22 protein-coding genes are annotated in these 23,258 nt (G+C 66.1%); 11 read left to right on the top strand and 11 right to left on the bottom strand.

Annotation, left to right across the window (positions count from 1 at the left end; translation table 11 throughout):
• Nucleotides 1-76: 76 nt before the first annotated feature.
• From RZE79_RS07780 to RZE79_RS07740, 9 genes are all read left to right on the top strand, one after another.
• Entirely contained in the window at nucleotides 77-508 is a 432-nt protein-coding gene (locus RZE79_RS07780; RefSeq protein ID WP_153285583.1) for a type IV pilin protein, read from the top strand.
• Complete coding sequence (locus RZE79_RS07775) at nucleotides 499-966, top strand: GspH/FimT family pseudopilin (protein ID WP_319359691.1); 468 nt, start codon at nucleotides 499-501, stop codon at nucleotides 964-966. Before RZE79_RS07780 ends, RZE79_RS07775 begins: the two co-directional genes overlap by 10 nt.
• Nucleotides 967-1,584, top strand: a complete 618-nt coding sequence (gene pilV, locus RZE79_RS07770) for a type IV pilus modification protein PilV (RefSeq protein WP_153285584.1) — start codon at nucleotides 967-969, stop codon at nucleotides 1,582-1,584.
• An 11-nt stretch (nucleotides 1,585-1,595) separates the two neighbouring features.
• Entirely contained in the window at nucleotides 1,596-2,651 is a 1,056-nt protein-coding gene (locus RZE79_RS07765; protein WP_319359689.1) for a PilW family protein, read from the top strand.
• Nucleotides 2,648-3,199, top strand: coding sequence for a PilX N-terminal domain-containing pilus assembly protein (locus RZE79_RS07760; RefSeq protein WP_228121830.1), 552 nt, complete (start codon nucleotides 2,648-2,650; stop codon nucleotides 3,197-3,199). The genes RZE79_RS07765 and RZE79_RS07760 overlap by 4 nt, the downstream gene beginning before the upstream one ends.
• Nucleotides 3,193-6,522: a PilC/PilY family type IV pilus protein gene (locus tag RZE79_RS07755; protein WP_319359688.1), complete on the top strand. Its 3,330-nt coding sequence runs from the start codon at nucleotides 3,193-3,195 to the stop codon at nucleotides 6,520-6,522. Before RZE79_RS07760 ends, RZE79_RS07755 begins: the two co-directional genes overlap by 7 nt.
• Before the next feature lie 227 nt (nucleotides 6,523-6,749).
• Complete coding sequence (locus RZE79_RS07750; protein ID WP_319359687.1) at nucleotides 6,750-7,592, top strand: DUF6502 family protein; 843 nt, start codon at nucleotides 6,750-6,752, stop codon at nucleotides 7,590-7,592.
• On the top strand, nucleotides 7,589-8,953 hold the full coding sequence (locus RZE79_RS07745; protein WP_319359686.1) for a DUF5666 domain-containing protein: 1,365 nt from the start codon (nucleotides 7,589-7,591) through the stop codon (nucleotides 8,951-8,953). The genes RZE79_RS07750 and RZE79_RS07745 overlap by 4 nt, the downstream gene beginning before the upstream one ends.
• 106 nt (nucleotides 8,954-9,059) lie before the next feature.
• Nucleotides 9,060-10,367 (top strand): FAD-dependent oxidoreductase, encoded by a 1,308-nt coding sequence (locus RZE79_RS07740; protein WP_319359685.1) that lies wholly within the window; start codon nucleotides 9,060-9,062, stop codon nucleotides 10,365-10,367.
• Between the two features lie 18 nt (nucleotides 10,368-10,385).
• Here RZE79_RS07740 and RZE79_RS07735 read toward each other — a convergent pair whose 3' ends face one another.
• From RZE79_RS07735 to RZE79_RS07705, 7 genes are all read right to left on the bottom strand, one after another.
• A complete protein-coding gene (locus tag RZE79_RS07735; RefSeq protein WP_153285590.1) occupies nucleotides 10,386-10,943 on the bottom strand; it encodes a C40 family peptidase in 558 nt (185 codons plus the stop codon).
• 105 nt (nucleotides 10,944-11,048) lie between these two features.
• Complete coding sequence (locus tag RZE79_RS07730; protein ID WP_319359684.1) at nucleotides 11,049-11,696, bottom strand: DUF938 domain-containing protein; 648 nt, start codon at nucleotides 11,694-11,696, stop codon at nucleotides 11,049-11,051.
• A gap of 372 nt (nucleotides 11,697-12,068) precedes the next feature.
• On the bottom strand, nucleotides 12,069-12,842 hold the full coding sequence (locus RZE79_RS07725; protein ID WP_319359683.1) for a hypothetical protein: 774 nt from the start codon (nucleotides 12,840-12,842) through the stop codon (nucleotides 12,069-12,071).
• 437 nt (nucleotides 12,843-13,279) lie between these two features.
• Nucleotides 13,280-14,716, bottom strand: coding sequence for an IS1182 family transposase (locus RZE79_RS07720; RefSeq protein ID WP_319359682.1), 1,437 nt, complete (start codon nucleotides 14,714-14,716; stop codon nucleotides 13,280-13,282).
• Between the two features lie 120 nt (nucleotides 14,717-14,836).
• Nucleotides 14,837-15,079, bottom strand: a complete 243-nt coding sequence (locus RZE79_RS07715) for a hypothetical protein (RefSeq protein ID WP_319359681.1) — start codon at nucleotides 15,077-15,079, stop codon at nucleotides 14,837-14,839.
• A 382-nt stretch (nucleotides 15,080-15,461) separates the two neighbouring features.
• Entirely contained in the window at nucleotides 15,462-16,136 is a 675-nt protein-coding gene (locus tag RZE79_RS07710; RefSeq protein WP_319359680.1) for a response regulator transcription factor, read from the bottom strand.
• A gap of 5 nt (nucleotides 16,137-16,141) precedes the next feature.
• Nucleotides 16,142-17,506 (bottom strand): cache domain-containing protein, encoded by a 1,365-nt coding sequence (locus RZE79_RS07705; protein WP_319359679.1) that lies wholly within the window; start codon nucleotides 17,504-17,506, stop codon nucleotides 16,142-16,144.
• Nucleotides 17,507-17,653: 147 nt separating this feature from the next.
• Here RZE79_RS07705 and RZE79_RS07700 point away from each other — a divergent pair, with 147 nt between their 5' ends.
• Nucleotides 17,654-18,427 (top strand): LysM domain-containing protein, encoded by a 774-nt coding sequence (locus RZE79_RS07700; protein ID WP_319359678.1) that lies wholly within the window; start codon nucleotides 17,654-17,656, stop codon nucleotides 18,425-18,427.
• A complete protein-coding gene (locus RZE79_RS07695; RefSeq protein ID WP_319359677.1) occupies nucleotides 18,424-18,843 on the top strand; it encodes a hypothetical protein in 420 nt (139 codons plus the stop codon). The genes RZE79_RS07700 and RZE79_RS07695 overlap by 4 nt, the downstream gene beginning before the upstream one ends.
• A 10-nt stretch (nucleotides 18,844-18,853) precedes the next feature.
• On the opposite strand, the gene RZE79_RS07690 is transcribed toward RZE79_RS07695, so the two are convergent.
• From RZE79_RS07690 to urtE, 4 genes are all read right to left on the bottom strand, one after another.
• Nucleotides 18,854-19,792 (bottom strand): VTT domain-containing protein, encoded by a 939-nt coding sequence (locus RZE79_RS07690; protein WP_319359676.1) that lies wholly within the window; start codon nucleotides 19,790-19,792, stop codon nucleotides 18,854-18,856.
• Between the two features lie 141 nt (nucleotides 19,793-19,933).
• A complete protein-coding gene (locus RZE79_RS07685) occupies nucleotides 19,934-20,944 on the bottom strand; it encodes an aldo/keto reductase (protein ID WP_153285597.1) in 1,011 nt (336 codons plus the stop codon).
• A gap of 243 nt (nucleotides 20,945-21,187) precedes the next feature.
• A complete protein-coding gene (locus tag RZE79_RS07680) occupies nucleotides 21,188-22,444 on the bottom strand; it encodes an MFS transporter (protein WP_319359675.1) in 1,257 nt (418 codons plus the stop codon).
• A gap of 109 nt (nucleotides 22,445-22,553) precedes the next feature.
• Complete coding sequence (urtE, locus tag RZE79_RS07675) at nucleotides 22,554-23,246, bottom strand: urea ABC transporter ATP-binding subunit UrtE (protein WP_319359674.1); 693 nt, start codon at nucleotides 23,244-23,246, stop codon at nucleotides 22,554-22,556.
• Between the last annotated feature and the right edge of the window lie 12 nt (nucleotides 23,247-23,258).

Here is a 23,258-nt window from a genome sequence, read left to right as displayed (position 1 = left end):
TGAGGTGCTGGTGTTTACGTTAAATGTGATAAATTCACATTCACTAACAATGTGAAACAACTCTGACGAGTCCACGATGACCCAGCATTCGCAGGCGCGCACAAGCGGCGGCTTCACATTGATCGAGGTCATGATCACGGTGGCCATCGTGGCCATCCTGGCGTCGATCGCCTACCCGTCCTACCTGCGCTACATCATTCGGTCCAACCGGTCGGCGGCCCAGGGTTACATGCTTGAGGTCACCAACCTGCAGCAGCGCTATCTGCTGGATGCACGGGCCTACGCCGCCAATCTTGCAACGCTGAATTCGAGCGTTCCTTCCCATGTGTCGTCCAACTACACGGTCACGACCGCCCCCAAGACCGGAACAACGCTGCCGGGCTTTCGGGTCACGGCCACGCCGATCGGCAGTCAACTCGCCAGGGATACCGATTGCGCAGAGCTGACGATCGACGAATCGGGGACAAAGACCGCGTCGGGCAACAGCGGAGTTGCAGGATGCTGGTAGGCCGCCGCTCGCGCGGCTTCACGCTGATCGAATTGGTCACGGTCATCACGGTCATGGCGATCCTGGCTGCCATCGCGGCGCCTTCTTTCAGCGCATTCATTGCCAACCAGCGCATTCGCAACGTCTCCTTCGACCTGATGGCTGCCATCACGCTCGCCCGGAGCCAGGCTGTGACCCGAAACGGCAATGTGTCCCTGCGCAAGGTCGGCACCGACTGGGACGGCGGCTGGAAGGTGAGCAACGACACCCTCACGTTCCAGAACCAGGAGGCCTACAAGAACCTCTCCATCACCGACTCGGCGGGCCTGAGCGCCATCACCTACGGCAAGGACGGCCGCCCGGTGACAGCGAGCACGAAATTCACCATCGCACCATCAGCCGCGGTGAGCGGCGTGAGTTCGCGCTGCATCTCCATCGGCCTGAGTGGCGTGCCGAGCAGCAACACAGGAGCCTGCTAGATGTCGCCCCGTCGTTCTTCCAACCGCCGTCTCCATGTGGCCGCGCCCCAGCATGGGATCGCGCTGATCGAAGTGCTGGTCTCGCTCGTCATCCTCTTGTTCGGCCTGCTCGGCCTGGTGGGGGTGAGCAGCCGCTCGAGCCTGGCCGAGATGGAGTCCTACCAGCGGATCCAGGCCCTGCAACTCGTACAAGACATGGCGGACCGTCTCAACGCCAACCGGAAAGTCGCGAGTTGCTACTCCAACGATGCGACCGGCGTGCAACTGGGCACGGGCACTGGCAATACGGGGGCCCCGAGCTGCACCATCGGCAATGCACAGCAACAGGCGCGAGCCACGGCCGATCTTGCGGCCTGGGACAACATGCTCAAGGGACAGGCCGAGATCCAGTCGGGCGCAAACCTCGGCGCCATGATCGGCGCCATCGGCTGCGTAACCCTCGACGATGCCGCCGACAACGTCTACATGATTGCCGTGTCCTGGCAAGGCCTCGCCAAGACGGCCGCGCCGACCCTGGCCGATGGCAGCACCGCGTTTCCCTGCGGCAACGGCAGCTATGGCGATGAAAAACTGCACCGGGTCGTCACCACAAAGGTTCGAATGGGAGCACTGTCGTGAGGATACGAACCATGGTTCACCGCCAGCGGATCAGCCGGGGGTTCACGCTGGTCGAGTTGATGGTGGCTATCACCTTGGGCCTGTTCCTTCTGATCGGCCTGAGCAGCCTGCTCGTGTCGACCGTGAGTTCGCGTTCGGAACTCGACAAGTCCTCGCGGCAGATCGACAACGGGCGCTACGCATTGCAGGTGCTCAGCAAAGACATACAGCTCGCCGGTTTTGTCGGTGCATCCTCAAGCACGGCTTTCGCCAACATGACGCCCGTGGCTTGCCCCACGGGCATTACGGACCTCGGCTACGCGGCGACAACGAGTCCGGGCACCTCCAGCGTCCCCCTGCCGGTCTACGCGCTGGACAGCGTGCCGAGTTGCTTCGACAACGTCATGCCTGGCACTGCCATGCTCGTCGTCACGCGCGTCAGCACCAACGCGGTGAACGTGGCGTCGGCGGCCAGCGGCGAGCGCTACCTGCAGGTATCCACCTGCACGAGTGACTCGCTGCCCTTCGTGGCGGCCACCGGGTCCTCGGCGGCGAGCTTCACGCTGAGGCAGAAGGACTGCCTTGCGTCCAGCCTCGCGCCGCTGCGCAAGATCGTGCAGCACGTGTACTTCGTGAGCACCTGCAACGCATGCGGCTCCGACACCACGCCCACGCTCAAGATGGCCGAGTACCTCAACGGCGCAATGACCATCACGCCGCTGGTCGAAGGCATCGAGAACATTCAGTTCGACTACGGCATCGACATGGATGCCAACGGTTCGCCGGATTGCTATACCAGCAATCCGCACAGCCCTCCCACGACGGAAGTCGCGGCTGCCGTGTGCCCACAAACAACGCCCGCCTATGACTGGACGGCCGCCGCGACCAATTGGGCCAACGTGATGGCAATCCGCATTCACGTGCTGGCGCGCAACACGGAAGCCAGCAGCGGCTGGACCGACGAAAGAACCTACGACCTTGGCCTGGCGACGCCGACCGCAGGGCCATTCAATGACCACGTCAAGCGGCACGTCTACAGCACGGTTGCCCGCCTCTACAACAACTCAGGCCAGAGAGAAGTGCCATGAACCGTTTGAAAAATGACCGCACCCGCCGGGGCCAATCGGGTGCGACCTTGCTGGTCTCGATGATCTTCCTGGTGGTACTGACGCTCATGGTCGTTTCTGCAGTCAAAGTCACCACCGTCAACACAAAGCTGGTCGGCAACATGCAGACCGAGAACGAAGCCAATGCGGCCGCGATGCAGGCAATCGAAGCGGCGATCAGCACCGACTTCACCTCGATGCCGAAGGCCAGCACCACCACAGTGGACATCAACAACAGCGGCCAGGCCGGCTCCGCGTACACCGTCGCCGTGCCGGCGCCCGTTTGTACCGGCATCAAGCCCATCAAGCTCAGCGAGCTGGACGCCAGCCAGGCCAGCGACCAGCCCTGCTATGTGAGCGGCGCCTCGCAGAACACGGGCATCGCCGGCGGGGGCACAGGCGGCGATTCGCTGTGCTCGAACTCGAACTGGGAAGTCAACGCAACTGCCACGCCGCCCGCAGGCGGCGCAGCCGCGGCAACCACGCACCAGGGCATCGCGGTGCGCGTCGTGGTAGGTGCGGCATGTTGATCGAATGGGAGCAGGACATGAAGAGGCCTTCGAATTTCTGGCGGCTGGGTGCCTTGGCACTGCTTGCCCTGGCAAGTGCCGGCGCGCGAGCCGACGACATCGACATCTATCAGGGCACGACCAGCGGCGCCGCCCCGAACCTGTTGATGATCCTGGACAACGCGGCGGCGGCGAGTGCGAGTTCGACCTTCACCTGTTCCGACCCCAACCTGGTGGTGAACGATCCGACGAAGAACCTGGGCTTTGAGCAGTGCGGGCTGTACAGCGCCATCAAGGCCCTCGGCACCGATGCGGCCCTCAAAGGCAACATCAACCTGGGCCTGATGTACTTTCCTTCCGGCCAGACCAATGGCGGCACTTTTGTCTTGCCCGAACCGTCGCCGGTGCCGAGCTCACTGCTGCTGATGGATGACACGGGCCTCGACAAGATGCTCAAGCGGGTCGCGGCGCTGAGCCTTGACGCTGACAAGAGCAACAACAACCAGATTTCCCAGGCCATGCAGGAAGCCTGGGCCTTCTATCAGGGGAAGACTGGCCTGTCGGGCACCACCTACCCGGGGCTGGCGAACCAGCAAGTCTGCGGCAGGAATTTCGTTCTCTACATCACGCTGGCCACCAACAACCAGAAGATGCAGGACAGTGGGAACAAGGGCGGCGATGCACTGCAGGCGGCGCAAGGCCTGACGAGCCTGCCGACACAGCTGGCGATGCCGACATGGGAGTCTCCGATTGCGCCGAACAAGACCCCAAAGAGCGGACCTCCCTACGCAACCGACTACTCCGACGAGTGGGCGAACTTCATGTACACGGGGACGTCGCCCCACCTGAAGACGCCCTACCCGGGCATCACCACCTACACCATCATCCTGAGCGACGGAACCAATCCCGAGTACGAACAGCTCATGGTCAGCATGGCCAACCAGGGAGGAGGGCAGTATTTCGTGGTGCAGATCGGCGACGTCAAGGGGCTGGCCGCCGCCATCAGTCGGGTGTTCAGTGACGTGCAGGCCGTCAACAGCGTGTTCGCGGCGCCGGTGTTGCCGGTGAGCGCCAACATGCAGGGGACCTACGTCAATCAGATCTTCATGGGCATGTTCCGCCCCGACGGCAGCGAGAACCCGCGCTGGATGGGCAATCTCAAGCAGTACCAGTTCGGCGTGGACACCACCGACCCGACTGCGCCGCAGCTGTTTCTCGCCGACGCCTCGTGGGGACCCTACTCCGCAGGCAACAACGCCAACCGGGCGCTGAGCGCGGCGGGCACAGGTTTCATTTCACCCACGGCGGTCAGCTTCTGGAGCGCCAAAGACATCAGTTCCCTGCCCGACTCCAAGGGCGGTTTCTGGCTCAACGCGTTCAAGGCGCAAGGCGCCAGCGATGGTCATGACTGGGCAGACGGGCAGATCGTCGAGAAGGGCGGGGTCGGGCAGCAGATCCGCCTCAAATACCTGACTGACTCCTATCCCCCGACCTCGACGGCAAGCGCGACGACGTCGCGCAATGTGTACACCTGCGTTGGCAGCGGCTGCGTTGCCAACGCGGCACTGAGTGCGATGCCATTCAAGGTCAGCAACGCGAACCTCACCGCAACGGCGCTGGGCATCACCTCCAGTTCGGTGACCGCCGTCAACCTGATCAACTGGGCGCGCGGCGACGACACCTACGCGAGCGGCGACTCCGCCGCCGGCCCCGAGACCAGCCGCCCCCCCGATACCAGCATCACGGTTCGCGGCTCGGTACATGGCGACGTGCTGCACTCGCGGCCCGCCGTGATCGACTACGGCGGCACGACCGGCGTGGTGGTGTTCTACGGCGCCAACGACGGCATGTTCCGCGCCGTCAACGGCAACCAGCCCAACAACCCGACCGACCGCAGCAAGCCGAAGGGCAACTGCACGTTGTCGCCGACCTGCGCGATCTCCGTGAAGGACGCCACCGGCGCCACGGCCCGTGTTCCCCCGGGCGGCGAACTGTGGAGCTTCGTGCCTGCAGAGTTCTACCCCGGTCTGCAGCGGCTCTACCAGAACAGTCCCGCGCTGAAGCTGGGCAGTTCCACCAACGGTGTCGCAAAGACCTATTTCTTCGATGGTGCGCCGGGCGTCTACCAGAACAGCGCCACCGGCACGGCCTATCTCTTCCTGTCGGCGCGTCGCGGTGGGCGGCTGCTCTACGCGCTGGATGTGAGCGACCCGGCCAATCCGAAGTTCATGTGGAAGCGCAGCAACACCGACACCGGCTTCGGGGAGCTCGGGCAAACCTGGTCGCAGCCGAAGGTGGCGATGATCAAGGGCCACGCAAACCCGGTCCTGATCTTCGGTGCCGGCTACGACACCAACGAAGATGCCGAGCCGCCCGCAGCCGACACCATGGGCCGGGGGATCTTCATCCTCGACGCGGTCACCGGCAACCTGCTGTGGCAGGCCGGGCCGGGCGGAAGCGGCACGACCTGCACCGGCAACCCCTGCAAACTGGCGGGTATGAACTACGCGATTCCGGCCGACATCACGCTGGTTGACCGCGACTTCGACGGCTACATCGATCGGCTCTACGCAGCCGACACCGGCGGCAACATCTGGCGCGTGGATCTCCAGCCGACCGGCAGCGGCGACGCGAGCACCTGGCAGGCCACCCAGTTCGCCGCGCTGGGCGGAACCGGCGCGACCAAGCGCAAGTTCTTCTTCTCGCCCGATGTGGTGCTGACGAAGACCTACGACGTGGTGCTGGACATCACCGGCGACCGGGAGCATCCGCTGCTGACCCAGAAAGCCAGCGGCATCGTGAACCGCTTCTACATGATCAAGGACACCAACGTGGGAGGGGATGGAGCCGGCTGGACACCCGTGCGCGACGACACCAGCAGCACAGCGGACGTCGCACCGGCCGCACTGTTCCACGCCACCGCCTCCACCCCTTACAACAACACCCTGAGCGGTTTCTACGTGACCTTGGGCGGCGCGGGCGAAAAGGGCGTGAACGCGCCCACCACCGTCGGCGGCATCGTCTACTTCGGCACCAATCAGCCCATCGTCCCAAGCAGCACCAGCTGCCAGGCCAACCTGGGCACGGCGCGCAGCTACGGCGTCAATTTCCTGACAGGCGCCACGACCTCCAAACTGCTTCACGGCGGTGGGCTGGCGCCGTCGCCGGTGTTCGGCGTCGTCACGGTCACCGTCGACGGCAAGGAGCGGCGGCTGCCGTTTCTGATCGGCGGCGGCGGTGGCTCCGGCGCGGACGGAAGTTCAGGGCTCGGCGCGCAAAAGCCGAACATCCCCATCAATGCAACGAGAAAGAGAACATATTGGTATCGGGAAACCGACCGCTGAGAGGCATCACCATCTGCCGCGCCGACCCGTCGCGCGCCGTGGCCATCAGCGCCACCGGACGCACCACCGTCACCCGGTCGAACAGCGTCACCTGTCCGGCGACCTGACGCAGGCCGGCGCGGGTCGCTGGAGGACCGACGACAATAGCGCCCCGTGCCAAGGCCGGGCGCCGGCCCCGCCTTCTTGCTTCGACCACCCCCTCACCAGGAACAACGCTCCCCGCATCCATGGAACACCGGCTGGACTGGGCCCTTGCCGCCTGCGCTCGCATCCTCAGGCCCGTGGTCCGGCTGGCGCTGGCCATGGGCGTCAAGCACCCGCACCTGGAAACCCTGCTGCGCGACCTGCTCATCGAGGAAGCCCAGCGCACCTGGCGCGGCCAGGGCGTGCCCCGGCCCAACCTCAGCCAGATTTCGGTCACCACCGGGCTGAACCGCAAGGTCGTTACTGCCAAGGTGCGCGCCACCGTCGACCCCCTGCCCCACACCGAGCTGTCAGCCGCCGCCAAGACTTTTACGTTGTGGTTACAGATGACCACCGACGACGACACCCTGCGCCGCCTGCCCGTCGTCACCGAGGGTGACGGGCCGTCGTTCGAGCGCGTGGCCCGTCTGGCCAGCCGGGGCAACGTGCACCACCGCACCATCCTCGACGAACTGGTGCGCCTGCAGATGGTGGCCGAGAGCGACGGCACCGCCGAACTCACGGCCGACGGCTTCGTGCCGGTGGAAGACCTGCAATCGATGCTCGCCTTCCTGGGCGACAACGGCCGCGACCACCTGCTGGCCGCCGTCTCCAACACTCTGGGCGACACGCCCCGCATGCTCGAGCGCGCCGTGTACGCGCGCGGGCTCACGCTGGCCGATTGCACGGCCATCGAACGCCTCGTGCGCGAACGCTGGGCCGGCCTGCATCACGAGCTGGCCCGCGAGATGACCCAGGCCGTCGACCGCGCGGCCCCCGACGCCACCGCGAAGGCGCGCATCCGCGTCGGCATCTACACCTATTACGAAGACGATGAAGGCGCGCCCCCTCCCGGCGCGCCCCAGAAGAACGAGCCTCCCCGATGAACACCACCCTCACCTCCTTGCGACTCGCGCGCGGCCTGCTCATGGCCGGCGTCATGGCCCTGCTTCTCTCCTGCGGGGGAGGCGGCGGCGGCAGTGGCGGCGGCACGCCGGGCTTCGGCGCGCCCGGCACCGCGGCCAGCGGCAGCGGCACCGGCGGTGGGGGCGGCGACGGCGGCTCGGGTGACGCAGGCAGCGGCACGGGCACGGGCTCCGGCAGCACCGGCGGCGGCGACACCACCGCCGGCAACACCAACGGCGACGGCTCGGGCGTGGGCTCCGGCGGCACCGGCGTGAGCGCCGACGCCGCCGGCATCGGCGCGGCCGACGGCCTGGGCAGCGTGATCCTCAACGGCCTGCGCTACAACACCGACAGCGCCACCTTCAGCCTCGAGGACACCACCGAGCTGCAGATCGGCATGAGCGCGCGCATCGCCGGCAAGGTCGATGCCGACTTCAACAACGGCATCGCCGCCACCGTCGTCTCGGCCGCCGAGCTGCGCGGCACCGTGTCGGCCATCGACCCGAAGGACGGCAGCTTCACCGTGATGGGCGCCCGCGTGACCACCGACAACGCCACCGTCTGGGCCGGCGCCAAGGGCGACACCGACCTCGTCGATGGCACCATCGTGCAGGTGTGGGGCCTGCCCGCCGCACCGGGCACCCTGCGCGCCACGCGCGTCCAGGTGACGCCTGCCACCACCGCCCCGCTGGTGACCGGCACCGTGCAGAACCTCGACCGCGGCGCCCAGCAGTTCACGCTCGGCCTGCTGACCGTCGACTTCGGCGGCGCCGCCTTCGGCCCCGGCATCGACGCCGCGAGCCTGGCCAACGGCGCCATCGTCCGCGTGCGCGGCACGGCGGCACCGACCGCCGGCCGCTTCACCGCCACCCAGGTGCAGGGCTGGTACGCCATTCCCTCGGCCGACGGCATCGCGCTGCAACTGGCGGGCGTGGTCACCGACTTCACCGCGCTGGGCGACTTCCGCGTGCTCGGCAACAAGATCGACGCGCGCAATGCGCAGATCCCCCCCGGGACGGTCGGCGCCGTCGGCAACGGCGTGAAGGTCGAGGTCGACGGTTTCCTCTCGGGCCAGGTGCTCGTGGCCAAGAAGCTGCGCATCCGCAACGTGCCTGGCACCGGCGGGCCCGTGTCGTTCACCGTGATCGGCCCCATCGCCAACTACGTGTCGGCCGCCGACTTCATCGTGCGCGGCCAGCGCGTGGATGCCAGCGGCTCCGGTACCATCTTCGACAACGGCACCGCCGCCGACCTGGGCAACGCCAGGCGCGTGACCGTCGTCGGCGACCGCGTGGTCGACGGCGTGCTCATTGCACAACGCGTGAGCTTCACGTTGCCCTGAGGTCCGGGCCCCGGCGGTCCGGCCGCGCAGTGCGTACACCGAGGGTGCACGCACCGCGCACCCCACAGGCCACGCCACCCATGGCGCGACCGGATCGATCGGAGCCATGGACACGCACACCACCGCTGCCCCCGTTCCCACGTCGCCCCGCTGCTGCATTGCCGGCGGCGGCCCGGCCGGCATGGTGCTGGGCCTGCTGCTTGCGCGCGCCGGCGTGCCCGTCGTCGTGCTCGAAAAACACCTCGACTTTCTGCGCGACTTCCGGGGCGACACCGTGCACCCGTCCACGCTCGAAGTGCTGCACGAACTCGGCCTGCTCGACGCCTTCTTGCAGCGCCCACACAACCGCATCGAAGAGCTGCGCGGCACCTACGAGGGCCGCAGCGTGACCATTGCCGACTTCAGGCGGCTGCCCACCCACGCCCGCTTTCTGGTGCTCATGCCGCAGTGGGAGTTTCTGGACTTCATGTGCGACGAGGCGCGGCGCTACCCCGGCTTTGAGCTGTGGACCGACGCCGAGGCCACCGGCCTGCTGCAGGACAACGGACGCGTCAACGGCGTGAAAGTGCGCGTCGGTGCCCGCAGCCCCGACAGCGGCGGCCCGAAAGACATCGAGCTGCACGCCTCGCTCATCGTGGCCGCCGACGGCCGCCACTCCACCTTGCGCGACGCGGCGGCGCTGCCGCACATCAGCTACGGCGCGCCCATCGACGTGCTGTGGATGCGCATTCCCAAGCTGCCCGGCGACCCCGAGGCCACCGGCGGCCACATCGCGGCGGGCCGCTTGCTGGTGACGCTCAACCGCGGCGACTACTGGCAGTGCGCGTTCGTCATCCGCAAGGGCGGCCGGGTCGACCTGCAGTCGCGCGGCATTGCCGCCTTCCATGCCGAGATTGCACGCATCGCGCCCTTCTTTGCCACGCGCCTTCCCGAGGCCCTGCCCGACTGGGAGGCCGTGAAGCTGCTCGAAGTGACCGTCGACCGGCTCGAATCGTGGTCGTGCCCCGGCCTGCTGTGCATCGGCGACGCCGCGCACGCCATGTCGCCCGTGGGCGGCGTCGGCATCAACCTCGCCGTGCAGGACGCCGTGGCCGCCGCCAACCTGCTGGCCGCGTCGCTGGCAGGCACCGCCACCGACAAGGAGATCGACACCCTGCTGCCCCAGTTGCAGCGCCGCCGCGAATGGCCCGTGCGCGTCACGCAGGCCGCGCAGCGGCTCGTGCAAGACCGCGTGCTGATGCCGGTGCTCAGCCGCAAAGCGGCCACGGCTGCAGCCGCATCGTCATCGATCGCGCCCCGCCCCATGCCCTTGCCACTGCGCCTGCTGGGGCGCTGGCCGTGGCTGCGCACCTTGCCCGCGCGCGCCGTGGGCATCGGCGTGCGGCCCGAGCACGTGCAGTCGCCGCGGGCGTAGCGCGTCAGGGTCGTCGAATCAGCCGGGCCGGCGCGCCTGCGTCGCCTGCCGCGACCAGTACACGCCGTCGAGCCGGTCGAGCCGCACCTCGCCGCCCGTGGACGGCGCATGCACAAAACGCCCGTCGCCCACATAGATGCCCGCATGCGTGGGCGACGCCGAGCCGAACAGCACCAGGTCGCCCGAGCGAAGCTCGGACATCGGCACCGGCCGCCCGAAGCCCGCCATGCGCGACACCGTGCGCGGCGGCACCTGCCCCACGCTCTGGCGGTACACGTAGCCGATGAGCCCGCTGCAATCGAAACCGCCCTCGGGCGAGTTGCCGCCATAGCGGTACGGCGTGCCGACCAGCCCCAGCGCATGGATCGTGATGCTGTTCGATTGCTCCGACGTCAGCGGCGGGATGTTGCTGCTGGGCACCGAACCACCGGGCACGCGCGTCGGCGGCGGGCTCGCGCAGCCGATGGCCAGGAGGCAGGCGGTGACGGCGGGGATCAGTCGGAACAGCAGCCGCTGCGAGAGCAACAGCGATGCGGGGGAAGAACGTGAGGGCGTCGGCAGGGATGTGTCGAGCATGGGCGCAGGCCGGTCTTGTGGACGTGGCCCGACTCTAGCGCGAGTGCGCCGGATCGCAATGCAGAGCCCCTTGGCGAGCGATGACGCCCTCGCTCTTCTTCATCGTCAGCTGAAGCCGAAGACCAGCAGCAGGTTGTTCGAGGGCATCGCGTGCCGCTCGCGCAATGCAAGGCCGACGCGGCGCGCCTCTGCCACCACGTCATCGATGCGACGAATGCCCCACGCGGAATTGCGCGCGCGCAAGTCTTCGTCGAACGCCAGATTGCTCAGCGCCGTGGGGCCGTGCTGTGCTTCGTCTTCGAAGTAAGGCCCGTAGGTGATCAGCACGCCGCTGCCCGAACGCAGATGCCGCGCGGCACCGGCCATCAACGCGGCGCAGGTGGGCCAGGGTGCGATGTGCAGCATGTTGGCGCAGTAGATGGCGTCGAACTTTTCTTCTTCTTTGTCTTCTTGAGCGAACGCGGGGCCTTGCGACGGCCACTGCGGCGCCATCACGTCGAGCAGCAGCGGCGGGCGCAGATTGGGCAGCGCGGCTTGCTCGACGCGACTGGCGATTGCGGGGAGCGAGCGGGCGTCTGCGTCGGTGGGTTGCCAGGTCCATGAAGGCATGGCGGCGGCGAACCAGGCGGCATGTTGGCCTGTGCCGGAGGCGATTTCCAAGGCGGTGCCGTGTTCACCGAGGATGCGGGTCAGGGCATCGAGGATGGGTTGTTTGTTGCGGTCGGCGGCGGGGCTGAAGGGAAGGTTGGGCATCACGAGACGCTTCGGGCTGATACGACTTACAGGGTATCAAAGCAAGATCGCTCGGATCCGTTTCGTAGTTCCGCAATGTCGACGACACAGCTTTGCGGCCGGTGGTCATCAGCAAACGGACTCATGCTGACTAGTGAAAAGTAGTCGCAGCATCTCTGCGACTGACGATTGTACGAACGGCGGCTGTACAAGGTACTGCGGTTGTAGGCTGTCACTATCTGGCTGAAACTTCGCCACCGGCCGCTTCCTCATCACCTGGACGGGCGGCACGTGCCCTGTGCCCTCATACGCCAGGCCATTAAAGATGTCGCAGTTTGCGGTCGCTCAGCGCTAAGTCAGCCGACGCCGAAGGCATCCAAGTTAAACGGCAAGTTAGAGGTGCGCGGCCAACTCACTAGGTGATACAAACTTCACCCCATAGTCGACCTCAAGCCACTGTCGGTTAGGGGCGGCAAACGTCGAAGCCACGCCAGCAGCGACTGCGGCATCGTTGGTGCAAAAAAGGGCGTTCCCGTTCGCAACGTGTGCGGCTACGGAATCAGCATCTGCCCACTCTGCGACCGCCTTCGCGATAGGGCCATCTTCACTAGCCGGGGCCCTCGCCAGCCCCTCAAACCAAGGCTCATTGGGCGCTGCGTACTTGTTGCCGATGGCTTTGATCACGGCTATTCCAGCGCCTGCGCCTTCCAAGCGCCGCCCCACCTCTCCGAAGCGGTTCGCATATTCATTTGAGGTGGGGTAAAACCATTCGTCTTTCAAATCAACGTTCTGCACTCCGGCTACACGGGGGCACCGCATTAACTTAAATCCAACTGCTAAGGCGTCTGTTAGATGCGAGCTCAAGTAGGAGTTGTTGCCTGGATGCGCAGACCTTTCTGGTCCCAGACTGAGCCCTAGTTTTATTGTTCCATCGGGGAGTTCCTCCTCAGTGATCTTCACTTTCGGCCGATATGCCACGAGGAAATTCTTGCGGTCCGCTCGAGCGATTCCTTCAAGAGTAAACACCGTCTCACAGAGCACGCCAACGATTGCTCCGGATTTCAGTGCAGCATTGATCTTCACAAGCGCTGCGTACTCCGTATTTTTGGGAAACCGCGAAGGATCCGCAGCAGCCCTCCACACATTAGAGTCAAACGTTACAAGCATCAATTCTCCTCTTTAGGTCTAATTTTTATGTAGCCAGCGACCCACTGAATATGCCTGCTTGCCTTCTGGATAGCAAGGCTCGCTTGCTCGGGAAAAAGTGTTTGAAGTATGAAAGGCGGCTGCTTTGATCTGGGAAGATCAATGTCTCCATTGAATCAGCGCAGTTCAATCCTCACTCAACCGTCATTCGCGAAAAACGCATCGACGCCGCACATCAAGCGCTGGGTCTCGGTAGCACAGTGGTCATTTGAGTTGCCGATCGTCGGATTTCGGGACTTGATCGCGGCAGTCGCTCGGATCTCCTATTGCGAGTGACACCGTTCAGTCGAGGCTGTGTGGAAACAGCCTGCATTGAAGGGGCGCGCAAGATCCGTTGGACCGGCGGACTCAGTTCCTACCGGAATTCTCGGCCGTCTCGACAAGACGCGAGTCGGCTCCTACGACTTCATCTCTGCAATCAGGGTACTTGGGCCGAGGATCTTGATTGCTCGCTTGAGGTTGTAGGCCAGAACCTGCAGATTCATCTCGGTTTTCACGTTCGGCAAGGTCTTCGTCAGGAAGTGCGTGGCCCCCATCCACGCTTTCAGGGTGCCGAACACGTGTTCGATCGTTCGTTGCCTGAACTTTGAGGCCTCGGGCGCAGCATCTAGACGCGCCTGGACCTTTTCCAGGACCTCCTCGTACTCCCATCGACTGATGCGTCTGGCTGGCGCCGGGGTGCACTGCGGCTTCAAGTGACAGCCGCCACAGTTTGATGTCCAGTACTTGCGCAACGCCTTGCCGTCCTCAATGGCGGTGAAGCGGTAGATTGCGATCTCGCCCGCCGGACACCGGTACACATCCCGTCGCTTGTCATAGACGAAGTCTCGCTTGTCGAATCTGCCCTCGAACTTGCTGTTGGACGTCAAGGGCTTCGGGACAAGTGTCGCAATGCCCGCACGTTCGCACTCCAGAATCCCGTAGCCTTCGAAGTAGCCTCGATCCGCCAGCACGATTGGTTTGGGGTGTTCGATGGCCTCTTGAGCCGCCTTGGAGATGGCGGCCAGTTGGCCTCGATCGGTTACTGCGTTGGTCACCTCATGGGCGACGATCATGTGGTGTTTTGCATCGACCGCGGCCTGGACGTTGTAGCCTACGACTGCTGAGCCAAGTCGGCTGGTCGCCATCGAGCGGGCATCCGGATCGGTCAGCGAGATCTGTCGCTCTTGCGTGGACTGAAGCTGCCGCTCGATGGCAGAGATTTCACGCATCTTTCCTTTGATCTTGGCTACCTTTTCCTGGAGGCGCGCAACACGCTCGGGGAGAACCATCGCTGGATCTCGGTCAGCTCGATCAAGTTCGGCAAGGTATCGGCCGATGCTCTGCTCGAGCTGCTGCATCCGCACCTGGAGCTTGTGCTCGTTGAAGTTCTTGTCGCGGTTGTTGACGCCCTTGAACTTGCTTCCGTCCACGGCGATGACGCCGTCGGCAAATAGCTTGAGCCGGCGGCACAAAAGAACGAACTCTCGGCACACCAGACGAATGGCGTCACCATGATCTTTGCGGAAGTCGGCGATGGTTTTGAAATCAGGGGCCAGGCGCCCGGTCAGCCACATCAACTCCACATTGCGCTGTGCCTCGCGCTCCAGGCGTCGACTGGATTGCACTTGGTTCAGGTAGCCGTAGATATAGATCTTCAACAGCACTGAGGGGTGGTACGACGGCCGCCCGGTGGCCGCAGGTTCCGCGCCTTCAAAGCCGAGCCGATAGAGCTTGAGTTCATCGACAAAGACATCGACTACGCGGATGGGGTTCTCTTCTGAGATGTAGTCGTCAAGGCACTCTGGCAGCAGCGTGGTCTGGCTTCGATCCCCTGGCTCGATGAATCGCTTCATGTGGCAACCCAGTTCGTGGCGTTGTCTCAATCTAGGCGACGGCATGCACGGATTCAATGCGTTTTCACACAGCCTCAGTCTGAAGCAGCCACCCCGATATCCAATACCGGGGCCGCCCCCTCACCCTCCCCCACTCTCCTGAAACAACGCCGCCGCATCCCGCGCCAGATCAGAAGCGATCCACATCAGGTTGTCCCGATGCCCTGCTCCCGCTTCTTCGAACCATCCATCGCCGGCGCCGTAGCAGCACCACAGCAGTGAGTTCAGTTGTTCCAGCTTGCATTCCAGCAGGTCTGCTGCGCTGGGGGTGGTTGCATGGGGAGAGGTCGGCGCGGTAGCGCGGGCCATAATTCGTTTAGCCATTTGTTGTGCTCCTTGTCAAAGTAATGCACGTCACTTGGTTAGACGGTCATGGTGTTCGCGCACCGTGGCCGTCGCCTTTTGTGCCTCACGTTCGCATCGATCGATCTGCATCGATGGCCCGCCGTGAGGCGAAGCGGTTCATTCACTCAATCAGTCAGTCAGTGGTCCGTGGTGTTGTGTGTGCAGTGCTCCTCGCCCACATAGCGGGTCGTTTCATCACAGGGGCATTCACTGTAGAGAAGTCCTGCCCGGCGCAGAGAGATATTTCGCCGAGGAATGCGCGGTTCGCGCAAGTAATCGCACTGCGGCAGCGGCGATTCACAAAGCCCTGACAGTCAGGCGCTGAAAGCAGGGTCCGAGCCCCGCATCAACCCACAGCGCATCAGCCCTGCCCGCCGAACTCCCGCGCGTGCTCCACCGCGTACTTGATGAGCTCGGCCTGCCCTTCGATGCCCAGGCGCCGCTTGATGCTCTGGCGGTGCGCCTCCACGGTGCGCACGCTCAGGCCGAGGTCGCGCGCGATCTGCTTGCTCGATTCGCCGCGGCCGAGCGCGCTCAGGATTTCGCCCTCCCGCGGCGTGAGCAGCGGGCGCGGGGTCTGGTTGCGAAAGAGTTTCTTCGACACGGCCGGGCTCAGGAAGGTGCCGCCCGCCGACACGGCCTCGATGGCGGCCACGATCTCTGCGGCCGGCGCGTCTTTCAGCACGTAGCCGCGCGCGCCGACCTGCAGGGCCTTCTGCACGTACTCGGGGTTGTCGTACATGCTGAGCATGACGATGTGCGGCGCGGGCTGGTGCTGTGGTTGTTGCAGCAGCAGCGCCGCCAGCTCGATGCCGTTCATGTCCTTCATGCCGACATCCATCAGCACGAGGTGCGGTCGCGCGGGGCCGATGAGCGCCAGCGCCTCGGCCCCGCTGCCGGCCTCGCCCACGATCTCCAGGCCGGGCATGGAGCCCAGGCGCGCGCGCAGGCCGTCGCGCACCAGCGGGTGGTCGTCGACCAGGAACAGGCGCACGACCACAGGGACAGCAGCAGCGGTGGCGGGGACTTCATTCATGGCCGCTATTCTGGCCTTGCGCGCCTCACGGGCACTTCGGCCACGATGGACGTGTGGCCCCGGCCCGAGCGCATGCGCAGTTGGCCTTCGATCGATTCCATGCGTTCGCGCATGTTGCGCAGGCCGATGCCGCGCTTCGGGTCGAGCTGCATGGCCTCGACGTTGAAGCCGACGCCGTCGTCGCTGATCTCCAGGCGCACGGCCTCTTCGTCGAAGCCCAGTGCAATGTGCACCTGCTGCGCACGGGCGTGTTTGCGCACATTGGTCAACGCTTCTTGCGTGACACGAAACAGCGCGGTCTTGGCTTCTTGCGACAGCTCGAAGGGTTCGCCCTCGACCATGATCGATGCGTCGATGCCGCCTTCTTCGCCGAACTCGGCGCCCAGGCGCTCCAGCGCGGCGGGCAGGCCCAGCGTGTCGAGCAGCGCGGGGCGCAGCCGGTGCGAGATGCGGCGCACCTCGATGAGCGAATCGTTCAGCCGCTGCAGCGCCTTGCCGAGCGCGGGCGGCGGCGACTGGTGCGCGCGGTCGAGCGACTCGACGGCCGATTCGATCAGCAGCTTGGCCGACACCAGCGTCTGGCTGGTGCCGTCGTGCAGCTCGCGCGCGAGGTGGCCGCGCTCTTCTTCCTGCGACTGCACCACGCGGCGCGCGAGCAGGCGCAGCTTGGCTTCGGCCGTGCGGTGTTCGCTGAGGTTGAGCAGCAGCCCGGCCGCACTGACCACGCCCAGGCACAGCGCGGCGATGCCGGCAATCCACAGCAGCGTGGCGGTGACGTTGGCGTTCATCTGCCGGTCGAGGGTGTCCATGGTCGACTGGATGTCGTCCAGGTACAGGCCGGTGCCGACCATCCAGTTCCAGCGCGGCAGCGCGGTGACATAGCCGAGCTTGGGCGCCATCTGCGCGCTCGAGGGCTTGCGCCATTCGTACTCGACGTAGGCGCCGCCCTTGTCGCGCGCGCCCTTGATCAGCTCCTGGATGGTGAAGCGGCCATGCGAATCGCGCAGGCCCCACAGGTTCTGGCCGACCAGCTCGGGCTGGCGCGAGTGCATGAGCGAGTTGCCGTCCATGTCGTAGACGAAGAAGTAGCCGTCGTCGCCGTAGTTGAGCGTGGCCAGCCGGCGCAGCGCTTCGGCGCGCGTGGCTTCGTCGTCCAGGCCCGATTCGTACAGCGGCAGCAGGTTGCTCACGGCCAGTTCGACATAGCTGCGCAGCTCGCTGCGGCGCTGCGCCATGTAGCTGCGCTCGATGAGGGCACGCTCGCGCTGGGCGAGGTCGTGCTCCTGGTGGCGCACGGCCAGGGCCACCAGCACCAGCGCGATCAGCAAGGGCGCGACGGCCAGCGCGACGATCTTGGTGCGGAGGTTCATCGGGGAGGGAGACTACCACCGGGGCGGTGCAGGGCTTTCCCTCGCAGGAGCGTGGAGGAATCCCATTCGGGTAACGAACGATACGAATGTGTCTTGCCGGGGCGGCTTACAACGCTGGACCTGCAATACATACAAAGGGAGGACTGCATGGGAAACACCGCACATCGTCTGGCTTCGGGGCCTGCGAACAAGAGGCACACGGCGCCTCGGCCGAGGACGGGCTTCGACGGCTGGGCCGAGGGCGTCGACAAGGCCGACGACCAATGGAACACCTATGACTGCGAGATCCGCTCGGCAGTCGACGAATACAACATGCACCTCTCGCGCACGCCAGGCTATGTGCCGCTGGACTGGCGGGTGGTCAAGGCCATGCTGTGGGTGGAAACCGGCGCCGAGGCGCCTTCCTGGAAGTCGAGGCCCATGCAGATCGGCAATGCCTCGGATGCCGGACTGATGGCGCTGCTCGGGGACCGCGAAGGCGGCGACCTGATCGTTCCGCCCTCTCTTCGGGTCAGCCTGTCGGCCAGCTCGGTCCGGGCCGAGCCGGCATCGAACATTCGCGCAGGCATCGGCTATCTCCTGATGCGCATGGCAACGTTCGAGTTCAGAAGCATTTTGAGCACGGACGGCAAGGTCCATGAGGTCACGGTGAAGGACGGCGACAGTATTGAAAAAATCGCCAAGGAGCAAGGGAGCACGCCGGAGGTCATGAAGAAGCTCAACCCATCTGCGCACCTGCTCAAGGCGGGTCAGGTGCTGAAGTACCAGAAGGCGACGGTCAGGAGGGTCATCACGGGATGGATGCCCCTCACCTCATCGCGCATTGCCGCCCGCTACAACGTCGGCGATGCCAACTACGCCCGGAAGATGGACCACGCGCTGCCCGCAGTACGGAAGGCAAAGGAGATGGTATGCAGATGAGCCGAACGTTCGCGCTGATCGCGCTGGTCCTGGCGGGTCCATGCACTGCCCTTGCGGACGCACCATTCACAGGGAAGTTCAGCGGAACAGGCCGTGCATGCTCGGGCGGTCTGTATGTGCGCACCAAGACCATCGAGTGGAACTCGAGCTTCAGCATCTGTAAGCCCACGCGCTACGAGGTTCTTGACAACGAGTTGGACAAGAAAGAAGGCGAGCGAATCGCCTTTCGCCTCCAGTCTCCCAGCCGCCAATGCCTCTACCCCGTGATCGAGGTGCAACGGCTCAGCACCTACAGCTGGGGCGTGCAGGGCTATCAGTCGATGGAGTCGTACCGCAACCGTGCCCTGCCCGGCTGGGACAACTCGCCGCTAGAGGAGCGGTTGATTCTGTCGTGTCCCATGACACGCCTGGATTGAGTGTCCGCCTTCAGTGCAAGCTCGTCGGCCGCCCCGACGCCACCCACGCATCAAGCCCACCCGTCAGCGGCAGCGCCCGCCGAGCCCCACGCGCCAGCAGCACGCGCGCGGCCTGCGCGGCGGAGACTTCGTTGGGGCAATTGCAGTACAGCACCACGTCGCGGCTGGGGTCGATCGTCAGGTCGAGGTTGCGCTGCTGCAGGGCCTTGAGGGTGTACGACAGCGCGCCCGGAATGCGGCGCGGATCGACCTGCACGCCCGCCTCGCCGCGCACGTCGATCACCAGCGGCGGCACGTCGCCGCTCATCAGGTCGAACAGTTCGTCGACGCTGATGCGCGGCATGCCGGTGAGCCGCGCAAAGGCGCGGCGGCGCCAGTAGCGCACGACGAGCATCACGAGCAGCACCACGCCGAGCGCGGCGGTGGCGATGCCGCCGGCCTGCGCCAGCATGGCGAGCACCTGCTGGATCTGGTCGCGAAAGATCCAGCCGAGGCCGAGAAACAGGCCTGTCCAGACCAGCGCGGCCAGGATGTCGAAGCCGATAAAGCGCCGCACCGACATGCCCAGCGCGCCGGCCATGGGTGGGGCAACCACGGAGACGCCCGGCACGAACTTGGCGGCCACGAGCGACATGCCGCCCCAGTCGGAAATGAGCGATTCGCCGCGGCGCACGCACGAGTCCTGCGACAGCGAGATGCGGCACAGCAGCCGCATGAAGCGGTAGCCGAAGCGGCGCCCGGCATAGAACCACGCGCCGTCGCCCAGCAGGTTGGCGACCACGGCGGCCAGCACCACGCCGACCACCGACACGTCGCCCGCCGCCAGCAGCGCGCCGGTGACGACCAGCACGGCCGCGGCCGGCACGGGCAGCCCCAGACGCGCGGCAAAGCTGGCGCCAAACACCACCAGGATCGCGTTCTGCACCAGCAACGACATCAGCTGCGCCATGCGGGCCGCCGTTCGGTCGATGCCGGGTGCCGCAGGGCGGCGCGCCGGAAGGTGGTGTGGGAAGTCGTCATGCCGGCCGCGATTCTCCTGCATGGCCCAAGCACGTACTGCGCGCAGGCCATCCCGTCGGCATGCGTTCGCTCAGCGGGGTGCGTCGCCCTTGCGGTACTCGGCCGTGAGCGCGTCGAGCTTCTGCTTGAGCGCGGGGTCGAGCACGTAGCTGGCGGCGGCGACGGTGGCGTCCAGCTGTTCGGGGCGGCTGGCGCCCAGCAGCGGCGCGGTGATCAGCGGGTTGGCCATGACCCACGCCACGGCCAGCGTTGCCAGCGGCACGCCGGCTTCGTCGGCCAGCGCGTGCAGCTGGGTCACGGTGTCGAAGCTGCGATCGTTCCAGTAGCGGTCCTGGTACATGTTGCCGGCGGTGCCGAGGGTGAAACGGGTGTTTTCCTCGGGCTTGGCGCCGGGCTTGTACTTGCCGGTGAGCAGGCCGCCGGCCAGCGGGTTGTAGGGAATCACGCCCAGGCCCTCTTCGCTCGCCAGCGGCAGCAGCTCGCGCTCGATCTCGCGGAACAGCAGGCTGTAGCGCGGCTGCACCGACACGAAGCGCGTGAACCGGTGCAGGTCCGACTTGCCGAGCGCGCGAGCCAGCCGGTAGGCCAGGAAGTTGGACACACCGATGTAGCGCGCACGGCCCGACTTGACGATGACGTCGAGCGCCTCGAGGCTCTCTTCGAGCGGCGTCTCGCGGTCGTCCATGTGCAGCTGGTACAGGTCGACGTGGTCGGTCTTCAGCCGCTTGAGCGAGAGGTCGATGGCGTCGAGCAGATGCTTGCGCGAGGCGCCCTGGTCCCAGGGGTTGGGGCCGACCTTGTTGACGGCCTTGGTAGCGACCACGAAGCGGCGGCGGCCGGCAGTGCCCTGCTTCTCGAGCCAGTTGCCGATGATCTCTTCGGTGCGGCCGGTGGTCTCGACGGTGCCGCCCAGCGGGTACACGTCGGCGGTGTCGAGGAAGTTGATGCCGGCGTCGGCGGCCTTGTCGAGGATCTGGTGCGACACGGCCTCGTCGGTCTGCAGGCCGAAGGTCATGGTGCCGAGGGCCAGGCGGGAGACGGTGAGGCCGGTGCGGCCCAGGCGGGTGGTGGGGATGCTCATGCGCGCGCGCTCCAAGGGTAGGAGAAGAGGGAGGAGGAAGGGGCGGCGGTCATCATAGGCACGGCCGGGCATTCCTGCAGGCGGGCGCGATTCGGGCGCGCGGCCGGCCTTACAGCCTGCGGGAAAACAGGCCGGCGCGTCCCTGCACGTCGCGCGCATCCGAAGCGCTTCGGGGCTTGCGCGCTTTGGCGTGTCGCCCGGCGATTTCGAGGTCGATCGCCGCCGCCGCCGCTGGACAGTCTCTCACCCCGCCGACCCTTCGCAAGCCACAGCCACTGGCCGCCGCGCATCTGCACGCGCACTCGCCAGCGCCCAGGCGAAGATGCCCACGCCCGCCAGTGCCAGCAGCGCGCCAACCCAGCCGGTCGACGTCCAGCCCAGGCCGGCCGCAATGGCCACGCCGCCGAGCCAGGCGCCGAGGGCGTTGGCCATGTTGAAGGCCGAGTGGTTGAGCGCGGCAGCAAGCGTTTGCGCGTCGCCCGCCACGTCCATCAGGCGGATCTGCAGGGCCGGGCCGATGGCGACGGTGGTGCCGATCAGGAACACGGTGAAGGCCGCCGTCACGACGTGGTGCGCCGCGAAGGTGAAGGTGGCGAGCACCAGCGCCGCATACACGAGCACGCCGCCGATGGTGCGCATGAGCGACTTGTCGGCCAGCCGCGAGCCCACGAGGTTGCCGGTGACCATGCCCAGGCCGAACAGCGCGAGCACGAAGGGCACGCCGCCCAGCGGCAGGCCGGCCACTTCGATCAGCGTGGGCTTGATGTAGCTGAACACCGCGAACATGCCGCCGAAGCCGATGGCGCCGATGCCGAGCGTGAACCACACCTGCTTGCGCTTGAGCGCGCCGAGTTCGCGCCACGGGCTGGCGCCGGCGGCGGGTGCGATGTCGGGCACGTCGCGGCGCAGCAGCACCACGGCGACGAGCGCAATGACGCCGACGAACACGAAGGCCGCGCGCCAGCCGAACAGCTGGCCGAGCCACGCCGCGATGGGCACGCCGACCAGCGTGGCGCCGGTGAGCCCCAGCATCACGAGGCCGACGGCGCGCGCGCGGCGCCCCGGTGGCGCGAGCGTGGCGGCCACGAGCGCGGCCACGCCGAAGTAGGTGCCGTGCGGCAGGCCGGTGGCAAAGCGCAGCAGGTTGAGCGACAGGTAGCCCGGTGCCATCGCGCTGGCGAAGTTGCCGGCCGCGAACACGGCCATCAGCGCGATCAGCAGCGTGCGGCGGCCCCAGCCGGCGGCCAGCACCGCGAGCACGGGCGCGCCGATGACCACGCCCAGCGCATAGGCGCTGATGACGTGGCCGGCCTGCGGGATGGTGACGGCGATGTCTTTCGCGACCTCGGGCAGCAGGCCCATGATGACGAACTCGCCGGTGCCGATGGCAAAGCCGCCGACGCCCAATGCGAGCACCGCGCGCAAAAACTGCTGGGACGAGACGGACGGTGAAATGGCAGTGGTTTCCGCGCCTTCGCGGGCGGACGGTGAGGCGTTCAAGGCCGGGCTCCTGGGGGGTGCCCGGCGGACGCGGGCGAGGCCCGATTCTAGGGTAAACCCCTAAATTGTGAAGATGCGCTCGTGCGCGGCGTCGGTACCGTCTTGCAATTCAGATCGCGACCAGCTGCCGCACGCTCTGCGCTTCCATGTCCTTGCCCACGCCGCGCGCGATGACTTCGCCGCGCTCCATCACGAGGTAGTCGTCGGCCAGCTCCTGCGCAAAGTCGTAGTACTGCTCGCACAGCACGATGGCCATGTCGCCGCGGTCGGCGAGCATGCGGATGACGCGGCCGATGTCCTTGATGATGCTCGGCTGGATGCCCTCGGTGGGCTCGTCGAGGATCAGCAGCTTGGGCTTGGGCGCAAGGGCGCGGGCAATCGCCAACTGCTGCTGCTGCCCGCCCGACAGATCGCCGCCGCGCCGGTTGATCATCTGCTTGAGCACGGGGAACAGCTCGAACAGCTCCGCAGGAATCGGCGTGCCGCCGCTCTTGTAGGCCAGGCCCATGCGCAGGTTCTCTTCGACCGTGAGCCGCGCGAAGATCTCGCGGCCCTGCGGCACGAAGCCGATGCCGGCGCGGGCGCGCTCGTACGGCGTGGCCTTCTGGATCGGTTTGCCTTCGAGTTCGATGCTGCCGCTCTTGATGGGCACGAGGCCCATCAGCGACTTCAGCAGCGTGGTCTTGCCGACGCCGTTGCGGCCGAGCAGCACGGTGACCTTGCCGAGCGTGGCCTCGAAGCTCACATCCCTGAGGATGTGGGAGCCGCCGTAGTACTGGTGGATGTTCTTGACTGTCAGCATGGCTTCGGTTCC

It is taken from the genome of Variovorax sp. EBFNA2 (assembly GCF_033802765.1).
Lineage (GTDB): Bacteria > Pseudomonadota > Gammaproteobacteria > Burkholderiales > Burkholderiaceae_C > Variovorax > Variovorax paradoxus_H.
Note: the sequence above shows the minus strand (reverse complement) of the source record. Positions and strands in the feature narration are given on the sequence as shown.

Excerpts from the sequence above, each read along its gene's own strand:
- RZE79_RS07780 (WP_153285583.1), top strand. The coding sequence starts at position 77 with ATGACCCAGCATTCGCAGGCGCGCACAAGCGGCGGCTTCACATTGATC.
- RZE79_RS07750 (WP_319359687.1), top strand. The coding sequence starts at position 6,750 with ATGGAACACCGGCTGGACTGGGCCCTTGCCGCCTGCGCTCGCATCCTC.
- RZE79_RS07710 (WP_319359680.1), bottom strand. The coding sequence starts at position 16,136 with ATGAATGAAGTCCCCGCCACCGCTGCTGCTGTCCCTGTGGTCGTGCGC.
- RZE79_RS07725 (WP_319359683.1), bottom strand. The coding sequence starts at position 12,842 with ATGCTTGTAACGTTTGACTCTAATGTGTGGAGGGCTGCTGCGGATCCT.
- RZE79_RS07740 (WP_319359685.1), top strand. The coding sequence starts at position 9,060 with ATGGACACGCACACCACCGCTGCCCCCGTTCCCACGTCGCCCCGCTGC.
- RZE79_RS07695 (WP_319359677.1), top strand. The coding sequence starts at position 18,424 with ATGAGCCGAACGTTCGCGCTGATCGCGCTGGTCCTGGCGGGTCCATGC.
- RZE79_RS07730 (WP_319359684.1), bottom strand. The coding sequence starts at position 11,696 with ATGCCCAACCTTCCCTTCAGCCCCGCCGCCGACCGCAACAAACAACCC.
- pilV (WP_153285584.1), top strand. The coding sequence starts at position 967 with ATGTCGCCCCGTCGTTCTTCCAACCGCCGTCTCCATGTGGCCGCGCCC.
- RZE79_RS07775 (WP_319359691.1), top strand. The coding sequence starts at position 499 with ATGCTGGTAGGCCGCCGCTCGCGCGGCTTCACGCTGATCGAATTGGTC.
- RZE79_RS07735 (WP_153285590.1), bottom strand. The coding sequence starts at position 10,943 with ATGCTCGACACATCCCTGCCGACGCCCTCACGTTCTTCCCCCGCATCG.
- urtE (WP_319359674.1), bottom strand. The coding sequence starts at position 23,246 with ATGCTGACAGTCAAGAACATCCACCAGTACTACGGCGGCTCCCACATC.
- RZE79_RS07760 (WP_228121830.1), top strand. The coding sequence starts at position 2,648 with ATGAACCGTTTGAAAAATGACCGCACCCGCCGGGGCCAATCGGGTGCG.
- RZE79_RS07720 (WP_319359682.1), bottom strand. The coding sequence starts at position 14,716 with ATGAAGCGATTCATCGAGCCAGGGGATCGAAGCCAGACCACGCTGCTG.
- RZE79_RS07755 (WP_319359688.1), top strand. The coding sequence starts at position 3,193 with ATGTTGATCGAATGGGAGCAGGACATGAAGAGGCCTTCGAATTTCTGG.
- RZE79_RS07705 (WP_319359679.1), bottom strand. The coding sequence starts at position 17,506 with ATGAACCTCCGCACCAAGATCGTCGCGCTGGCCGTCGCGCCCTTGCTG.
- RZE79_RS07685 (WP_153285597.1), bottom strand. The coding sequence starts at position 20,944 with ATGAGCATCCCCACCACCCGCCTGGGCCGCACCGGCCTCACCGTCTCC.
- RZE79_RS07700 (WP_319359678.1), top strand. The coding sequence starts at position 17,654 with ATGGGAAACACCGCACATCGTCTGGCTTCGGGGCCTGCGAACAAGAGG.
- RZE79_RS07690 (WP_319359676.1), bottom strand. The coding sequence starts at position 19,792 with ATGGCGCAGCTGATGTCGTTGCTGGTGCAGAACGCGATCCTGGTGGTG.
- RZE79_RS07715 (WP_319359681.1), bottom strand. The coding sequence starts at position 15,079 with ATGGCTAAACGAATTATGGCCCGCGCTACCGCGCCGACCTCTCCCCAT.
- RZE79_RS07745 (WP_319359686.1), top strand. The coding sequence starts at position 7,589 with ATGAACACCACCCTCACCTCCTTGCGACTCGCGCGCGGCCTGCTCATG.
- RZE79_RS07765 (WP_319359689.1), top strand. The coding sequence starts at position 1,596 with ATGGTTCACCGCCAGCGGATCAGCCGGGGGTTCACGCTGGTCGAGTTG.